14 protein-coding genes and 4 tRNA genes are annotated in these 16,670 nt (G+C 66.3%); 6 read left to right on the forward strand and 12 right to left on the reverse strand.

The genetic code is table 11. The features are described from left to right. Nucleotides 1-11 precede the first annotated feature (11 nt). The 11 genes from rpoB to OJF58_RS03255 form a co-directional block, all read right to left on the reverse strand. Entirely contained in the window at nucleotides 12-4,181 is a 4,170-nt protein-coding gene (gene rpoB, locus OJF58_RS03205) for a DNA-directed RNA polymerase subunit beta (RefSeq protein WP_300781626.1), read from the reverse strand. A gap of 185 nt (nucleotides 4,182-4,366) precedes the next feature. Further along, nucleotides 4,367-4,747, reverse strand: a complete 381-nt coding sequence (gene rplL / locus OJF58_RS03210; protein WP_300781627.1) for a 50S ribosomal protein L7/L12 — start codon at nucleotides 4,745-4,747, stop codon at nucleotides 4,367-4,369. A 53-nt stretch (nucleotides 4,748-4,800) separates the two neighbouring features. Next, complete coding sequence (gene rplJ, locus OJF58_RS03215; protein WP_300781628.1) at nucleotides 4,801-5,325, reverse strand: 50S ribosomal protein L10; 525 nt, start codon at nucleotides 5,323-5,325, stop codon at nucleotides 4,801-4,803. 335 nt (nucleotides 5,326-5,660) lie between these two features. Continuing rightward, on the reverse strand, nucleotides 5,661-6,356 hold the full coding sequence (gene rplA / locus OJF58_RS03220) for a 50S ribosomal protein L1 (protein WP_300781629.1): 696 nt from the start codon (nucleotides 6,354-6,356) through the stop codon (nucleotides 5,661-5,663). Nucleotides 6,357-6,360: 4 nt separating this feature from the next. Then, on the reverse strand, nucleotides 6,361-6,789 hold the full coding sequence (gene rplK / locus OJF58_RS03225; protein WP_300781630.1) for a 50S ribosomal protein L11: 429 nt from the start codon (nucleotides 6,787-6,789) through the stop codon (nucleotides 6,361-6,363). Between the two features lie 209 nt (nucleotides 6,790-6,998). After that, a complete protein-coding gene (gene nusG, locus OJF58_RS03230; protein ID WP_300781631.1) occupies nucleotides 6,999-7,535 on the reverse strand; it encodes a transcription termination/antitermination protein NusG in 537 nt (178 codons plus the stop codon). A gap of 1 nt (nucleotide 7,536) precedes the next feature. Further along, entirely contained in the window at nucleotides 7,537-7,728 is a 192-nt protein-coding gene (gene secE, locus OJF58_RS03235) for a preprotein translocase subunit SecE (protein ID WP_300781632.1), read from the reverse strand. A gap of 17 nt (nucleotides 7,729-7,745) precedes the next feature. Continuing rightward, nucleotides 7,746-7,821: transfer RNA gene (locus tag OJF58_RS03240), tRNA-Trp, on the reverse strand. Between the two features lie 46 nt (nucleotides 7,822-7,867). Beyond that, nucleotides 7,868-9,058, reverse strand: a complete 1,191-nt coding sequence (gene tuf / locus OJF58_RS03245) for an elongation factor Tu (protein ID WP_300781621.1) — start codon at nucleotides 9,056-9,058, stop codon at nucleotides 7,868-7,870. A 52-nt stretch (nucleotides 9,059-9,110) separates the two neighbouring features. After that, nucleotides 9,111-9,184, reverse strand: a tRNA-Gly gene (locus OJF58_RS03250). Between the two features lie 36 nt (nucleotides 9,185-9,220). Beyond that, nucleotides 9,221-9,307: transfer RNA gene (locus tag OJF58_RS03255), tRNA-Tyr, on the reverse strand. A gap of 113 nt (nucleotides 9,308-9,420) precedes the next feature. On the opposite strand from OJF58_RS03255, the gene rlmB reads away from it, so the two are divergent. The 4 genes from rlmB to OJF58_RS03275 all read left to right on the forward strand — a co-directional run bounded on the left by rlmB (nucleotide 9,421) and on the right by OJF58_RS03275 (nucleotide 12,794). Continuing rightward, nucleotides 9,421-10,170: a 23S rRNA (guanosine(2251)-2'-O)-methyltransferase RlmB gene (gene rlmB / locus OJF58_RS03260; protein ID WP_300781633.1), complete on the forward strand. Its 750-nt coding sequence runs from the start codon at nucleotides 9,421-9,423 to the stop codon at nucleotides 10,168-10,170. A gap of 310 nt (nucleotides 10,171-10,480) precedes the next feature. Further along, nucleotides 10,481-10,555 (forward strand) — tRNA-Thr (locus tag OJF58_RS03265). A 16-nt stretch (nucleotides 10,556-10,571) separates the two neighbouring features. Next, entirely contained in the window at nucleotides 10,572-11,555 is a 984-nt protein-coding gene (gene galE / locus OJF58_RS03270; protein WP_300781634.1) for a UDP-glucose 4-epimerase GalE, read from the forward strand. A gap of 216 nt (nucleotides 11,556-11,771) precedes the next feature. Next, nucleotides 11,772-12,794 carry an NAD-dependent epimerase/dehydratase family protein gene (locus OJF58_RS03275; protein WP_300781635.1) on the forward strand — a complete coding sequence of 341 codons (1,023 nt, stop codon included), beginning with the start codon at nucleotides 11,772-11,774 and terminating at the stop codon, nucleotides 12,792-12,794. A gap of 33 nt (nucleotides 12,795-12,827) precedes the next feature. Here the strand turns inward: OJF58_RS03275 and OJF58_RS03280 are convergent, their stop codons facing one another. Further along, nucleotides 12,828-13,799 (reverse strand): UDP-glucuronic acid decarboxylase family protein, encoded by a 972-nt coding sequence (locus tag OJF58_RS03280; RefSeq protein WP_300781636.1) that lies wholly within the window; start codon nucleotides 13,797-13,799, stop codon nucleotides 12,828-12,830. Between the two features lie 111 nt (nucleotides 13,800-13,910). Here OJF58_RS03280 and OJF58_RS03285 point away from each other — a divergent pair, with 111 nt between their 5' ends. Both OJF58_RS03285 and OJF58_RS03290 read left to right on the forward strand, forming a co-directional pair. Then, a complete protein-coding gene (locus OJF58_RS03285; RefSeq protein WP_300781637.1) occupies nucleotides 13,911-15,470 on the forward strand; it encodes a fatty acid--CoA ligase in 1,560 nt (519 codons plus the stop codon). A 128-nt stretch (nucleotides 15,471-15,598) separates the two neighbouring features. After that, on the forward strand, nucleotides 15,599-16,663 hold the full coding sequence (locus OJF58_RS03290; protein WP_300781638.1) for a phosphotransferase: 1,065 nt from the start codon (nucleotides 15,599-15,601) through the stop codon (nucleotides 16,661-16,663). Nucleotides 16,664-16,670: the final 7 nt, after the last annotated feature.

The following is a 16,670-nucleotide window of genomic DNA, read 5'->3' on the forward strand; positions in this document are numbered from 1 at the left end:
GCCGGCCGCCGTCAGGCGGCCGACTGGTTGAGTTCGACATTGAGGCCGAGCGAGCGCAGCTCCTTGACCAGCACGTTGAAGGACTCGGGGATGCCCGCCTCGAACGTGTCGTCGCCGCGCACGATGGCCTCGTAGACCTTGGTGCGGCCGGCCACGTCGTCCGACTTCACGGTCAGGATCTCCTGCAGCGTGTAGGCGGCGCCGTAGGCCTCCAGGGCCCACACCTCCATCTCGCCGAAGCGCTGGCCGCCGAACTGCGCCTTGCCGCCCAGCGGCTGCTGGGTGACCAGGCTGTAGGGACCGATCGAGCGCGCGTGGATCTTGTCGTCCACCAGATGGTGCAGCTTCAGCATGTAGATGTAGCCCACCGTCACCTTGCGGTCGAAGGCCTCGCCCGTGCGGCCGTCGACCAGCGTCACCTGGCCCGACTTGTCGAGCCCCGCCATGTCGAGCATGCCGACGATGTCGGCCTCGTGCGCGCCGTCGAACACCGGCGAGGCGAAGGGAACGCCGCGGCTCAGGTTCGCGGCGAGCTCGATCACGCGCTCGTCGTCGAGGTCGGCGATGTCGGCCTTGTAGGACTTCTCGCCGTAGACCTCGCGCAGCGTCTTGCGGACCGTGGCGACCGACGCGTCGCGCGCGCCGTTCACCATTTCGCCGATCTTCCGGCCGAGGCCGGCGGCGGCCCAGCCGAGATGGGTCTCTAGGATCTGGCCGACGTTCATGCGGCTCGGCACGCCGAGCGGGTTCAGCACGATGTCGACCGGCGTGCCGTCCTCGAGATACGGCATGTCCTCGAGCGGCATGATGCGGGAGATGACGCCCTTGTTGCCGTGACGGCCGGCCATCTTGTCGCCGGGCTGCAGCTTGCGCTTGGTCGCCACGAAGACCTTGACCATCTTCATCACGCCCGGCGGCAGCTCGTCGCCGCGCTGCAGCTTGTCGACCTTGCTGTCGAAGCGGTCCTGCAGGCGCTTCATCGATTCGTCGAACTGCTTGTTCAGCGCCTCGATCTCGCCCTGCCGCTTGTCGGTCTTGACCGCGATCTGGCGCCATTGGCCCGGAGTGTACTCGCCCAGCACCTTGTCGGTGACGCGCGTGCCCGGTTTCAGGCCCTTCAGACCGCCCGCCACGGTCTGGTTCAGCAGCATCTCCTGGAGCTGGCCGTAGAAGCTGCGCTCCAGGATGGCCTTCTCGTCGTCGCGGTCCTTGGCCAGGCGCTCGATCTCGTCGCGCTCGATGGCGAGCGCGCGCTCGTCCTTGTCGACGCCGCGGCGGTTGAAGACGCGCACCTCGACCACGGTGCCCTCGACGCCCGGCGGCACCTTGAGCGAGGTATCGCGCACGTCGGCCGCCTTCTCGCCGAAGATGGCGCGCAGCAGCTTCTCCTCCGGCGTCATCGGGCTCTCGCCCTTCGGCGTCACCTTGCCGACCAGGATGTCGCCCGCCTTTACCTCGGCGCCGATGTAGACGATGCCTGCCTCGTCGAGGTTCTTGAGGGCCTCCTCGCCGACGTTCGGGATGTCGCGGCTGATCTCCTCCTGGCCGAGCTTGGTGTCGCGGGCCATGACCTCGAACTCCTCGATGTGGATCGAGGTGAAGACGTCATCGCGCACGATGCGCTCGGACAGCAGGATCGAGTCCTCGAAGTTGTAGCCATTCCACGGCATGAAGGCGACGAGCACGTTGCGGCCGAGCGCCAGCTCGCCGTCGCGGGTCGACGGACCGTCGGCCACGATATCGCCCTTCTTCACCTGGTCGCCGACCTTCACGAGCGGCTTCTGGGTGATGCAGGTGCTCTGGTTGGAGCGCTGGAACTTCAGCAGATTGTAGATGTCGACGGCCGGCCGGTTGGGGCCGACGTCCTCGGTCGCGCGCACGACGATGCGCATGGCATCGACCTGGTCGACCACGCCGGTGCGGCGCGCGGCGATGGCCACGCCCGAATCGCGGGCCACCACCTCCTCCATGCCGGTGCCGACCAGCGGCGATTCGGCCTGGATGAGGGGCACCGCCTGGCGCTGCATGTTGGAGCCCATCAGCGCGCGGTTGGCGTCGTCGTTCTCGAGGAACGGGATCAGCGCCGCCGCCACCGAAACGATCTGCTTGGGCGAGACGTCGATGAAGTCGATCGTCTCGGGCCGGGCGAGGATATACTCGCCGCCCTTGCGGCATTGCACCAGCTCGGACACGAACTTGCCCTTGGCGTCGAGCGCGGCGTTGGCCTGGGCGACCGTGTACCGCCCCTCCTCCATGGCCGAGAGGTAGACCACCTCGTCGCTGACGCGGGCATGCGAGACCTTGCGGTACGGGCTCTCGATGAAGCCGTACTGGTTCACGCGGGCATAGGTCGCCAGCGAGTTGATCAGGCCGATGTTCGGCCCTTCGGGCGTCTCGATCGGGCAGATGCGGCCGTAGTGCGTGGGATGCACGTCGCGCACCTCGAAGCCCGCGCGCTCGCGGGTGAGGCCGCCCGGGCCCAGCGCGGACAGACGGCGCTTGTGCGTCACTTCCGACAGCGGGTTGGTCTGGTCCATGAACTGCGAGAGCTGGCTCGAGCCGAAGAACTCGCGCACCGCCGCGGCCGCCGGCTTGGCGTTGATGAGGTCGTGCGGCATCACCGTATCGATGTCGATCGAGCTCATGCGCTCGCGGATCGCGCGCTCCATGCGCAGCAGGCCGACGCGATACTGGTTCTCCATCAGCTCGCCCACCGACCGCACGCGGCGATTGCCGAGATGGTCGATGTCGTCGATCTCGCCGCGGCCGTCCTTGAGGTCGTGCAGCACCTTGACCACGGCGAGGATGTCCTCACGGCGCAGCGTGCGCTGGGTGTCGGGAACGCCCTCGAAGCCCAGCCGCATGTTCATCTTCACGCGCCCCACCGGCGAGAGGTCGTAGCGCTCGATGTCGAACAGGAGGCCGCCGAACAGCGACTCCGCCTGCTCCAGCGTCGGCGGCTCGCCCGGCCGCATCACGCGGTAGATGTCGAGCAGCGCCTCCTCGCGGTTGGTGTTCTTGTCGGCCGCCAGCGTGTTGCGGATATAGGGCCCGACATTGGCATGATCGATGGCGAGCGTCGGCAGCGTGTCGATGCCGTTCTCCTCGAACAGATCGAGTACGGCCTGCGTGATCTCCTGGCCCGCCTCGACATAGATCTCGCCCGTCTTGTCGTTGATGACGTCGAGCGCGGCGTAACGGCCGATCAGCTCCTCGGGCGACACGCGGATCTCCTTCAGTCCCGCCTCCTTGAGGCGGGCGAGCAGACGCGGCGTCATCTTGGCGCCGGCGTCGGCCACGGTCTTGCCGGTCTTGGCGTTGACGAGGTCGTGCGTGAGCTTCACCCCCTTCATCGCCTCGGCGTCGAAGGTCGTGTTCCAGCCTTCCTTGTCGCGCTTGTAGACGACCTGGCCGTAGAAGGCGGCGAGGATCTCCTCCGGCGACATGCCCTGCGCCTCGGCCGGGTCGAGCTGCTGGCCCTTGGCGACGGCGGATGCGCGCTTCTTGGCCGTGGCATCGTTGTCGAGCGCGAGCAGCAGCGTCGTCACCGGAATCTTGCGGCGACGGTCGATGCGGACATGGATCAGGTCCTTGGCGTCGAACTCGAAGTCGAGCCACGAGCCGCGATAGGGGATGATGCGCGCCGCGAACAGGTACTTGCCCGAGCTGTGGGTCTTGCCCTTGTCGTGGTCGAAGAAGACGCCCGGCGAGCGGTGCATCTGGCTCACGATCACGCGCTCGGTGCCGTTCACGATGAAGGTGCCGTTGTCGGTCATGAGCGGCATGTCGCCCATGTAGACGTCCTGCTCCTTGATGTCGCGGATCGAGCGCGAGCCGGCTTCCTCGTCGACGTCCCAGACGACGAGCTGAAGCGTCACCTTGAGCGGCGCGGCGTAGGTGATGCCGCGCTGCTGGCATTCCTCGACGTCGTACTTCGGCTCCTCGAACTCGTACTTCACGAACTCGAGGCTGGCGCGCTCGGCGAAGTCCTTGATGGGAAACACCGAGCGGAAGACTTCCTGAAGGCCGCTCTGCGTGCGCTTGGCGGCCGGCGTCATGCGCTGCAGGAAGCTCTCGTACGAGCTCTTCTGCACCTCGATGAGGTTGGGCATCGGCGCCACGGACTCGATGTGGCCGAAGAAGCGACGAATCCGTTTGCGCGTATTGAAGGCCGTGGCCATCCTGCGTCCTCGAAGGTTCAAGGGCGGAGAAACACCCGCTGCTTTCTCGGAGCTCGCGGCCCGCCAGCCGCTTGCCCCATCCGTTGCAGAGGGCCACTTGTCGGAAGGGACCCCGCAGGATCCGCTCGGAGAAGAGGCCCCGATGGGGCCGACCTCGGGAGAGGCCGGCCCGACCGGAAAGATTGCTACTTCAGCTCGACCTTGGCGCCCTCGGCCTCGAGCTTGGCCTTGAGCTTCTCGGCATCGGCCTTCGGCACCGCTTCCTTGACCGGCTTGGGCGCGCCCTCGACCAGGTCCTTGGCCTCCTTGAGGCCGAGACCGGTGATCTCGCGCACGGCCTTGATGACGTTGATCTTCTTGTCGCCGGCTGCGGCCAGGACGACGGTGAACTCGTCCTTGGCTTCCGCCGGAGCGGCGCCCGCGGCGGCAGCGCCCGGCGCCGCGGCGATAGCGACCGGCGCGGCGGCGCTCACGCCCCACTTCTCCTCGAGCAGCTTGCTGAGCTGAGCGGCCTCGAGGACCGTCAGGGTCGAGAGCTCCTCGACCAGCTTTTCCAGATTGGCCATTGTCTATCTCCTGATAACCCGAACTTCGTTGATCGTGACTTCGACAGATTGACTCACGCCGCCTTCGCGCCGTCCTTGGCTCCGTAAGCGCCGAACACCCGAGCGACCTGACCGGCCGGCGCCTGCAGCACGCCCGCGACCTTGGTCGCCGGAGCCTGCAGAAGGCCGATGATCTGGGCCCGCAGAGCATCGAGGGAGGGCAGCGTGGCGAGAGCCTGGACGCCCGCGACGTCCAGTGTCTCCTCGCCCAGCGCACCGCCGACGATGCTGAGCTTCTCGTTGTCCTTGGCGAAGGTCGCGACGACCTTCGCCGCCGCGACCGGATCCTTGGAGTAGGCGATGGCGGTCGGACCCGTGAACAAGGACCCGAGCGCCTTGAAGGGCGTGCCCTCGAGGGCACGCAGCGTGAGCCGGTTCTTGGCGACCTTGTAGCTCGCACCGGCCGCCCGCATCTTGCGACGCAGGTCCGTCACTTCCTGGACGGTGAGGCCGGACTGGCGGGTGACCACCATCAGGCTCGCGTCCTTGAAGATCTGGTTCAGCTCGGCGATCGCTTCGGCCTTCTCCGAACGATTCACGGCTTTCTCCAATTGAGGCCCGACCCGACGATCGGATCGAACCGGCTGCGTTAAGACCACGCAGCCTCCGTTTGCGGTTCAGCGAACGGAGACCTCGCGGCCCTGCTCGCCTGCCCCGGAAGTTCGGGTGCGCGCGCATGCCTTCGCAAAGGAATGCATGCGCCGATACCCTTGCCCCCGTCTGCGCTGGCGGGTTTCCCCTTTACGCTCCGCCCGAAGGCGGAAAGCACCGGCGGTCTCGGACAGGTGGAGGTCGAAAGCCTCTCGGCTCCTTCCCTCCTTGCCAGCGCCAGCCGGGACGGCCGACGCCGGAAACTCGTGACCGGTCTCCGCGCTCAGCCCGCGAGCGCGGTGGCGGGATCGAGCTTGATGCCCGGCCCCATGGTCGAACTGATCGACACCTTCTTGATGAAGGTGCCCTTGGCGCCGCTCGGTCGCGCGCGGCTGATCGCGTTGACCAGCGCCTTCACGTTGGCGGCGATCGCCTCCTCGCTGAACGAGGCCTTGCCGACGCCGGCATGGACGATGCCGGCCTTCTCGGCGCGGAACTCGATCGAGCCGGCCTTGGCCGCCTTCACGGCCGCGGCCACGTCCTGCGTCACCGTGCCGAGCTTGGGATTCGGCATCAGGCCGCGCGGGCCGAGAACCTTACCCAGCCGTCCGACCACGCCCATCATGTCGGGAGTGGCCACGCAGCGGTCGAAATTCATCTCGCCGCCGTTGATCTTCTCGGCGAGATCCTCGGCGCCCACGATATCCGCGCCCGCCGCCTTGGCCTCCTCGGCCTTGGCGCCGCGGGCGAACACCGCCACGCGCACCGTCTTGCCGGTGCCGCTCGGCAGCTCGACCATCCCGCGCACCGCCTGATCGGCGTGGCGCGGGTCGATGCCGAGATTCATCGCCACCTCGATGGTCTCGTCGAACTTCGCCTTGGCGTTCGCCTTGACGATCCTGACCGCCTCGTCGAGCGAGTAGGTCTTGGCATGATCGACCGCGGCGGACGCGGCCTTGTATCGCTTGCCGTGCGCCATGGTCCTACTCCACCACCTGCAGGCCCATCGAGCGGGCCGAACCCGCGATCTGGGCCACCGCCGCCTCGACCGAGTCGCAGTTGAGATCGGGCATCTTCTGCTTGGCGATCTCCTCGACCTGCTTGCGCGTCACTTTGCCCACGATCTGGGTGCCGACCATCTTGGCGCCCGACTCGACGCCGGCCGCCTTCTTGAGGAAGTAGGTCACCGGCGGCGTCTTGGTGATGAAAGTGAAGCTGCGGTCCTGGAACACGGTGATCACCACCGGGATCGGCATGCCTGCTTCCATCTTCTGCGTGCGCGCGTTGAACTGCTTGCAGAACTCCATGATGTTCACGCCCTGCTGACCGAGCGCGGGCCCGATCGGCGGCGACGGATTGGCCTTGCCCGCTGGCACCTGCAGCTTGACGTAGGCCTGGATCTTCTTGGCCATGCCTGCCCCTTTCCGTTGGGCGGCGCGGTACGGCCATGGCCGGCCTCCCGCACCTGTACCTGATCAAGTCCTTGATCTACAAAGATTCCTGGACGTGACCGACCACACGAGAAAAGGCCGGCGCGCAGCCAGCCCTTCCGAGGGCGCGGGGTTTAGCAAACTCCCTGCCCCTCTACAACCCCCTGATTCGGGCTTTATATAGGCAGAATTTAAAGCTTTTCCACCTGTGCATAATCGAGTTCGACCGGCGTCGACCGGCCGAAGATCGAGACGGCGACTTTCAGGCGGGCCCGTTCCTCGTCCACGTCCTCGACCGTGCCGTTGAAAGAGGCAAACGGGCCGTCGGCCACCTTGACCTGCTCGCCCACCTCGAAGCTGACCGCAGGCTTGGGCCGCTCCACCCCCTCCTGGACCTGGCGCAGGATGCGAGCGGCCTCGGCGTCGGAGATCGGCACCGGCTTGCCGCGGCCGCCGCCGCCCAGGAAGCCCGTCACCTTGGCGGTGTTCTTGACGAGATGCCAGGTCTCGTCGTTGAGATCCATCTTCACCAGCACGTAGCCGGGGAAGAACTTGCGCTCTGTGTTCACCTTCGAGCCACGGCGGACCTCCACGACCTCCTCGGTCGGCACGATGACCTCGGAAATCTCTTCGCTCAGGCCTTTCTTCCCGGCCTGCTCGCGGATCGACTGGGCGACCTTGTTCTCGAAGCCCGAATAGGCATGAACGACGTACCAACGATGAGCCATGTCACGAAATCCCGAGCAGCGTCTGGACGACGAAGGCGATCACCTTGTCGGACACCAGGAAGAACAGCGCCGCGATCACGACGAAGATAAAGACCATGCCGGTGGTGACCATGGTCTCGCGCCGGGTCGGCCAGGTGACCTTGCTGGCCTCGGCCCGGACCTCCCGGACGAATTCGACTGGATTCATCGACATGCTCGCCATTCAGAAAGTGGCAGGAGTGGAGGGACTCGAACCCCCGGCCCTCGGTTTTGGAGACCGATGCTCTACCAACTGAGCTACACTCCTACGCGCCGCCGCCGGACATAGCCGGCGGCGGGTTCGATTTATAGCATTACTTGACGATTTTGGTGACGACGCCGGCGCCGACGGTTCGGCCGCCCTCGCGGATGGCGAAGCGCAGGCCCTCGTCCATGGCGATCGGCTGGATCAGCTCGACCGTCATGCGCGCATTGTCGCCCGGCATCACCATCTCCGTCCCCGCCGGCAGCGTCACCACCCCCGTCACGTCGGTCGTGCGGAAGTAGAACTGCGGCCGGTAGTTGGTGAAGAACGGCGTGTGACGGCCCCCCTCCTCCTTGGTCAGGATGTACGCCTCCGCCTCGAAGTTGGTGTGCGGCGTGATCGACCCCGGCTTGGCCAGAACCTGGCCCCGCTCCACGTCCTCCCGCCCGATGCCGCGCAGCAGCGCTCCGATATTGTCCCCCGCCTCGCCCTGGTCCAGGAGCTTGCGGAACATCTCCACCCCCGTCACCACCGTCTTGGCCGTCGCCTTCAGACCGACGATCTCGATCTCCTCGCCCACCTTGATCACGCCCCGCTCGACCCGGCCCGTCACCACCGTGCCCCGGCCCGAGATCGAGAACACGTCCTCGATCGGCATCAAAAACGGCTTGTCCTTGTCCCGCGTCGGCTGCGGAATGTAGCGGTCCACCTCCGCCATCAGCTTCAGCACCGCCTGCTCGCCCTGCTCCGGGTTCTTGTCCTCCAGCGCCATCAGCGCCGAGCCCCGGATCACCGGGATGTCGTCCCCCGGAAACTGGTAGCTCTTCAGAAGCTCCCGAACCTCCAGCTCCACCAGGTCCAGCAACTCCGGGTCGTCCACCATGTCGACCTTGTTCATGAAAACCACCAGCGCCGGCACACCCACCTGACGCGCCAGAAGGATGTGCTCGCGCGTCTGCGGCATCGGGCCGTCCGCCGCGCTCACCACCAGGATCGCCCCGTCCATCTGCGCCGCACCCGTGATCATGTTCTTCACGTAGTCCGCATGCCCAGGGCAATCCACGTGCGCGTAGTGCCGGTTCTGCGTCTCGTACTCAACATGCGCCGTCGAGATCGTGATCCCACGCTCCCGCTCCTCCGGCGCCTTGTCGATCTGGTCGTACGCCGTGAACGTCGCTCCCCCAGTCTTCGCCAGGATCTTCGTGATCGCCGCCGTCAGCGACGTCTTCCCATGATCCACATGACCGATCGTCCCAATGTTGCAGTGCGGCTTCGTCCGCTCAAACTTCGCCTTCGTCATGGTGTCATGGCCCTCGTGATTCTCTTTTCCGCCTCGACAATTCGCCCCGAACTGGAGCGGGTGACGGGAATCGAACCCGCATAGCCAGCTTGGAAGGCTGGAGCTCTACCATTGAGCTACACCCGCAACTCCTGAACAGAGCCACCTGCACACTGCAGCCGTTGGTGGAGGGGGAAGGATTCGAACCTTCGTAGACGCGAAGTCGGCAGATTTACAGTCTGCTGCCATTGACCGCTCGGCCACCCCTCCGAACCTGCGGCATGCAGCGCGAGATAAGCCTGTTCGGCCCGCCAAAACGGGCGCGCGTTGCTCGCAAATCCAATGAGTTACGTCAAGCGCCAAATCCCTCTACAACCGTCGCCATGCGCCCGCACCGCCCGGCCAGGCCGGCCCGCGGCGGCCATCAGCCGGTCTGGCTCTACGGCCGCCATCCGGTCCTGGCCGCCCTCGCCAATCCCGCGCGCCGGATCGAAAAAATCCTGGCGACGCCGGAGATGGCCGACCGGCATGCCGCCGAATTCGCCGGCAAATCCCTGCAGATCCTGCCGCGCGACGAGCTGGCGCGGCGCCTCCCGCCAGGCGCCGTCCACCAAGGCATGGCGGCTCTCGCGGCCCCGCTGGACGAGCCGTCCCTCGACGATGTCCTCGCCCGCTGCCGCGACGATGCCCTGGTGCTCGCCCTCGACCAGGTGACCGACCCGCACAATGTCGGTGCCATCCTGCGCTCGGCCGCGGCGTTCGGCGTCGCCGGCGTGATCGTCACCGAACGACACGCGCCGGCCGACACCGGCGTGCTGGCCAAGGCCGCGTCGGGCGGCCTCGAGCTCGTGCCGCTGGTGCGCGCAGTCAATCTCGCCCGCGCGCTCGAGCAGCTGAAGAAGGCGGGCTTCTGGCTCTATGGCCTCGACGAGCGCGGCGACACGCCGTTGGGCGCGCTCGACCTCGCCGGCCGGGTCTGCATCGTGCTCGGCGCCGAAGGCGAAGGCTTGCGCCGGCTCACAATGGAAAAGTGCGATCGTCTCGCGATCATTCCCACGACCGGCCCGCTTTCGGCGTTGAACGTCTCGAACGCCGCCGCGATTGCCGCCTATGAATGGGCGCGGCGGCGCTAGACTAGCCGCCGCAAATGCCATCGGCCTTTGGTCAGCGGCCTGACAGTTCAAACGCCTGGCCGCGCAGCTCTCTTGCATTGCAAACACCAGCGCCGCAAGAAATTCCTATGCCAGAGAGGTTTGGGCTGCTCGGCTAACCTGCCGCCACAAAATCATCGCAGGCCTTCCATAGGCGTTTCCCTGTACCTCAAGGGAGGCTAGGTTGAGGTTGCAACTTGGCCTCGTATCTAGGGCCGTTACTCCGGCATCGAACAGGTAGCTTCGCCGATTGCTTCATGGGTGACCAAGTTGCGGACAAATATGGATAAATGCCGGGTTAGCACAGCGGTAGTGCAGCGGTTTTGTAAACCGAAGGCCGGGGGTTCAAATCCCTCACCCGGCACCAGTCCCGGAGCCGGCCCGTGAGCGGCGCGGTCCTGGTGGCCGGCGGCGCGGGCTACATCGGCAGCCATGTCTCCAAGGCGCTGGCCGAGGCCGGGTTCGTCCCGGTGTGCTTCGACACGCTCGAGAAGGGCCACGAATGGGCTGTCCGGTGGGGACCGCTGGAGCGGGGCGATATCGGCGACCGCGCCCGGCTCGACGAGGTGTTCGCACGTCACCGGCCCAAAGCGGTCGTCCATCTGGCCGGCTACATCGAGGTCGGCGAGTCGGTGCGCGAGCCCGAGCGCTACATGCTCAACAACGCAACCAAGACCGAGGTCCTGATCGACGCCGCCGTGCGCCATGGCGTCGACGGCCTGGTCTTCTCGAGCACCTGCGCCGTCTACGGCCTGCCGCAGACCGACCTGCTGACCGAAAGCCATCGCATCGCGCCGCTCAGCCCCTATGCCGAGTCGAAGGCGCGCGTCGAGCAGGCGTTGCAGAAGGCGGCCTGTTCGGGCTTGCGCTCGGCATCGTTGCGCTACTTCAACGCCGCCGGCGCGGACGCGGGCGGAGAGATCGGCGAAGCCCATTCCCCCGAGACGCATCTGCTGCCGCTCGCCGCCGATGCCGCACTTGGGCTCGGCCCCTCCCTCACCGTGCTCGGCACGGACTATCCGACCTCCGACGGCTCGTGCATCCGCGACTTCATCCATGTGACCGACCTCGCCGATGCGCATGTGCGGGCGCTCGGCTGGTTGACCCGTCGCGCGGGCAACGGCGTCCACGAGTGCTTCAATCTCGGCAGTGGCGCGGGCTACAGCGTTCGTCAGGCGGTGGCCGAGACCGCGCGCATCGCCGGCAAGGCGGTTCCGCACCAGGTAGGACCGCGCCGGCCCGGCGATTCGCCCAAGCTCGTCGGGGACATCTCCAAGTCGGCGCGCGAGCTGGGCTGGCGGCCGACGCGCGATCTCGCGGCACAGATCGAGGACACGTTGCGCTGGCGACGCGCGATGCCGCGCTAAGATGGCAAAAAGTTGGTGGCCGCAAATGCTTGAAACGAGCCGCTTTATTCAGAGCGCTTGCAACCAATCGGTGACATTTCGGAGCGAGGCTTGACGGTCGCGCGGCGGACGCGCAAACGAGCGATATCGCAGTCAGTCCAGAAGCGAGCGCTGGCGTGAAGCCGAGGCATTGGAAGTCTGGCAAGCACCCCTCGTATTGATTCGAAAGGCCTGTTCATGTCCAAGGATGATCTTGTTGTCGTTACCGGTGCGGGTGGATTTATCGGCGGCCATCTGGTCCGCGAGTTGCAGAAGCGCGGCCATACGAAGATCCGCGCCGTCGATGTGAAGCCGCTCGGCGAGTGGTACCAGAAGATCCCGGGCGTCGAGAACCAGGTCGGCGACCTCTCCCTGCTCGAAGCCTGCCGCGCCGCCGCCAGGGGCGCCCGCACCATCTACAACCTCGCGGCCGACATGGGCGGCATGGGGTTCATCGAGACCCACAAGGCCGAGTGCATGCTGTCGGTCCTGATCAACACGCACATGCTGATGGCGGCCAAGGAAGCCGGCACCGAGCAGTTCTTCTATTCCTCCTCGGCCTGCGTCTACAACGGCGACAAGCAGACCGATCCCAACGTCACCGCGCTCAAGGAAGAGGATGCCTACCCGGCCCTGCCCGAGGACGGCTACGGCTGGGAGAAGCTGTTCAGCGAGCGCATGGCGCGCCACTTCCGCGAGGATTACGGCATCGCCAGCCGCGTCGCCCGCTATCACAACGTCTACGGCCCGCACGGCACCTATGACGGCGGCCGCGAGAAGGCGCCGGCCGCGATGTGCCGCAAGGTGATCGAGGCCAAGCTCTCGGGCAACCACGAGATCGAGATCTGGGGCGACGGCCAGCAGACCCGCTCGTTCATGTACATCGACGACTGCACCGAGGGCACGATCAAGCTCCTCAACAGCAACATCGTCGAGCCGCTGAACATCGGCAGCGACCAGCTTGTGAGCATCAACCAGCTGGTCGACATCGTCGAGAAGATCGCGGGCATCAAGCTGAAGCGCCGCTACAACCTCGACGCGCCCAAGGGCGTGCGCGGCCGCAACAGCGACAACACGCTGATCAAGAAGCTGATGAACTGGGCGCCCTCGATCCGCCTCGAGGACGGCATGGAGAAGACCTACAAGTGGATCTATGACGAGATGACGTCGGGCAAGGCGTCGGTCGTCAACGCCGTGCCGCGCGCCGTCGCCGCACAGTGATGTCTTCGATGCGCGGGCCGTGAGGCCTGCGCATCAGCGCCCGACGCGGCGCACCGCCTTGTTGCTCCTCAGGAGACCGTCGAAATAGGCGATGGTCTTCCTGAGGCCCTCGTCCAGCGGCACCTTCGGCTCCCATTTGAGCTTCTCGCGCGCCAGCGTGATGTCGGGGCAGCGCTGCATCGGATCGTCGACCGGCAACGGCCGGAACACCAGCTTCGACTTGCCGTTCACCAGTTCGAGGATCTTCTCGGCCAGATGCCGGACCGGCGTCTCGACCGGGTTGCCGAGATTGACCGGCCCCGTGAAATCGTCCGGCGTGTCGTCCATGAGCCGGATCCAGCCCTCGATCAGGTCGTCGACGTAGCAGAAAGCGCGGGTCTGCATGCCGTCGCCGTAGATCGTGATGTCCTCCCCTTTGAGCGCCTGGACGATAAAGTTCGATACCACGCGCCCGTCGTTGGGATGCATGCGGGGGCCGTAGGTGTTGAAGATGCGCGCCACCTTGATGCGCAGCTTGTGCTGCCGCCAATAGTCGAAGAACAGGGTCTCGGCGCAGCGCTTGCCCTCGTCGTAGCAGGCGCGCGGCCCCAGCGGATTGACGTTGCCGCGATAGCTCTCGACCTGCGGATGCACGGTCGGATCGCCGTAGACCTCGCTGGTCGAGGCCTGGAAGATCTTCGCCCGCACCCGCTTGGCCAGCCCCAGCATGTTGATGGCGCCATGCACGCTGGTCTTGGTCGTCTGCACGGGGTCGTGCTGGTAGTGGATCGGCGAGGCCGGACAGGCGAGGTTGTAGATCTCGTCCACCTCGACGTAGAGCGCGAACGTCACGTCGTGGCGCATCAGCTCGAAGTGCGGATGGTCGAGGCAGGCCGCCACATTGTCCTTGCTGCCGGTGAAGTAGTTGTCGACACACAGGATGTCGTTGCCGGCCCGCAGCAGCCGTTCGCACAGATGCGAGCCCAGGAACCCTGCGCCGCCGGTCACCAATATGCGCTTGCCCATATTCTCGCCAATCCCCCTTTTGACCTGAGACTAGGCGATCAAACTCTTGAAATCACTCGAAATTCGTCGCACTCCAATGAGCACAAGGGCACGTAAAGGGAGTAACGCCATATGGACAGCGAGCTGGTCGGACTGGGCGATATCGTGCGCAGGCACGCGAGCCGGCGGGGCGACGCGGTCGCCCTGGTGCACGAGGGCAGGAGCACGACCTACCGCCAGCTCGACGGCGCCGCCAACCGCGTCGCCCAGGCGCTGATCGCCGAAGGGATCGGTCCGGGCACGCGCATCGCCCATCTCGACAAGAGCAGCGACCTCTACTTCGAGCTCCTGTTCGGCGTGGCCAAGGCCAATGCCGTGATGGTCTCGGTCAACTGGCGGCTCGCGCCGCCGGAGGTCCTGCACATCGTGAACGACGCGGAGGCCGAGATCCTGTTCGTCGGCGAGGACTTCTTCCCGGTGATCGACAAGATCCGCGACCAGCTGCGCATGGTGCGGCGAATCGTGTCGCTCTCGGGCAGCCATCCGGGCTGGGATCCTTACGCCACCTGGCGCGACCGCCATCCCGACCGCGACCCGCATCTGCCGGCCAGCCCGTCCGACACCGCGGTCCAGTTCTACACCAGCGGCACGACGGGGCTGCCCAAGGGCGCCGAGCTGACGAACGCCAACTTTGCCGCCCTGTTCCGGGAGTGGCCGCGGAGCTGGCGCATGAAGCCGGGCACGCGCACGATCGTCTGCCTGCCCATGTTCCATATCGGCGGCGCGGGCTGGGGGCTGGTCGGCCTCTATGCCGGCGCGGTCAACCATGTGGTGCGCGAGTTCGTGCCGGCGCAGATCCTCGACATCATCCAGCGCGAGCGCATCGAGGTGATCCTGCTGGTGCCGGCGATGATCCTGTTCCTCGTCCAGGCGCCGCAAATCCGCGAGACCGATCTCTCGAGCCTCGAGCTCATCGTCTATGGCGCGTCGCCCATTCCCGCCGAGCTGCTGAAGCAGGCGATGGCCGTCTTCGGTTGCGGCTTCCAGCAGGTCTACGGCCTGACCGAGACGACCGGCGCCGTCACGCTCCTGCCCGCCGAGGATCACGATCCGGCCGATGCGAGGAAGCTCCTGTCCTGCGGCTATGCCCAGAAGGAGGTGGAGCTGAGAATCGTCGACGCGAACGGCCGCGAGCTGCCGGCCGGCGAGGTGGGCGAGATCGCGATCCGCTCGTCCCAGGTCATGGCCGGCTACTGGAAGCTGCCGGAGGCAACGGGACGGGCCATCAATGGCGACTGGTTCCTGAGTGGCGACGCGGGCTACCTCGACGACAAGGGCTACCTCTACATCCACGACCGCGTGAAGGACATGATCGTCTCGGGCGGCGAGAATATCTATCCGGCCGAGGTCGAGAGCGCCCTGTTCGGCCATCCCGCCGTGGCCGACGTGGCCGTGATCGGCGTCCCCGACGAGCGCTGGGGCGAGGCGGTGAAGGCCATCGTCGTCAGGAAGCCCGACGCCGCGGTGACCGCGGGAGAGCTGATCGAGTGGGCGCGAGCGAGGATTGCAGGCTACAAGCTTCCCAAGTCGATCGATTTCATCGACGCCCTGCCCCGCAATCCCACCGGCAAGATCCTCAAGCGCGAGCTGCGCAAGGCCTACTGGGCGGACCAGGAACGGCAGATCAACTGAGGGCGGGGAAGCCGGCAGCCGCCATCGGCGAGTCGCCACGCGGCATTCCGCCTCAAACATCCCTCGAAAAAATGGCCGGACGCGGCTAGAACGCCGGAATTCCCGAAACGATAGCCATCAGCCCGCCGATGTCCGAACTGCCCTCGAACCTCACCCCCGTGCGCGACGCCCATGCCTTCGACGAGGGCCGGCTCACCGACTACCTGACGACCCATGTCGACGGCTGCCGCGGACCGCTGCGCGTCCTGCAGTTCGAGGGCGGCCAGAGCAATCCCACCTTCCATCTCACGGATGCCGGCGGGCGCATGTACGTGCTGCGCAAGAAGCCGCCGGGCAAGCTCCTGCCCTCGGCGCACCAGGTCGACCGCGAGTTCCGCGTCATCAAGGCGCTCTCGGACCACACTGACGTACCCGTGCCGAAGCCCTACCTGCTCTGCCAGGACGGCGCCGTGATCGGCACCACCTTCTACGTCATGGAGTACATGCCCGGCCGCATCTTCGCCGATCCCAAGATGCCGGGCGTGTCGCCGGCCGAGCGCGGCCGGATCTTCGACTCGATGAACGACGTGCTGGCCCGCATCCACAATGTCGACTATCGCGCCGTCGGCCTGGGCGACTACGGTCGCGAGGGACAGTATATCCCGCGCCAGATCGCGCGCTGGTCCAGCCAGTACGACCTCTCGCGCACCGAGCACATCGAGGCGATGGAGCTCCTGAAGCAGTGGCTGCCCGCCAATATCCCGCCCGGCGACGAGACGCGCATCAATCACGGCGACTATCGCCTCGGCAACACGGTCGTCCATCCCACCGAGCCGCGCATCGTCGCGGTGCTCGACTGGGAGCTCAGCACGCTCGGCCATCCGCTGGCCGACCTCGGCTACAACTGCATGATGTACCATTTCGGCGAGGGCTTCGGCGCCTCGGGCGGCTATGCCGGCATGGACCTCGCGGCGTTCGGCATCCCGACCGAGGCGGAGTATCTCGCCGCCTATGCGCGCCGCACCGGCCGCAGCGGCATCGAGCACTGGGACTTCTATCTCGCCTTCTCGCTGTTCCGCCTCGCCGCGATCGTGCAGGGCGTCTACAAGCGCGGCCTCGACGGCAACGCCTCCTCGACCACCGCGACCAAGTACGGCAATCGCTGCAAGGCGATGGCCGATCTCGGCTGGTCGATGGTGCAGGCCCGCGCCTGAGCCGTTG

The sequence above is a fragment of the Enhydrobacter sp. genome (assembly GCF_030246845.1).
Taxonomy (GTDB): Bacteria; Pseudomonadota; Alphaproteobacteria; order Reyranellales; family Reyranellaceae; genus Reyranella.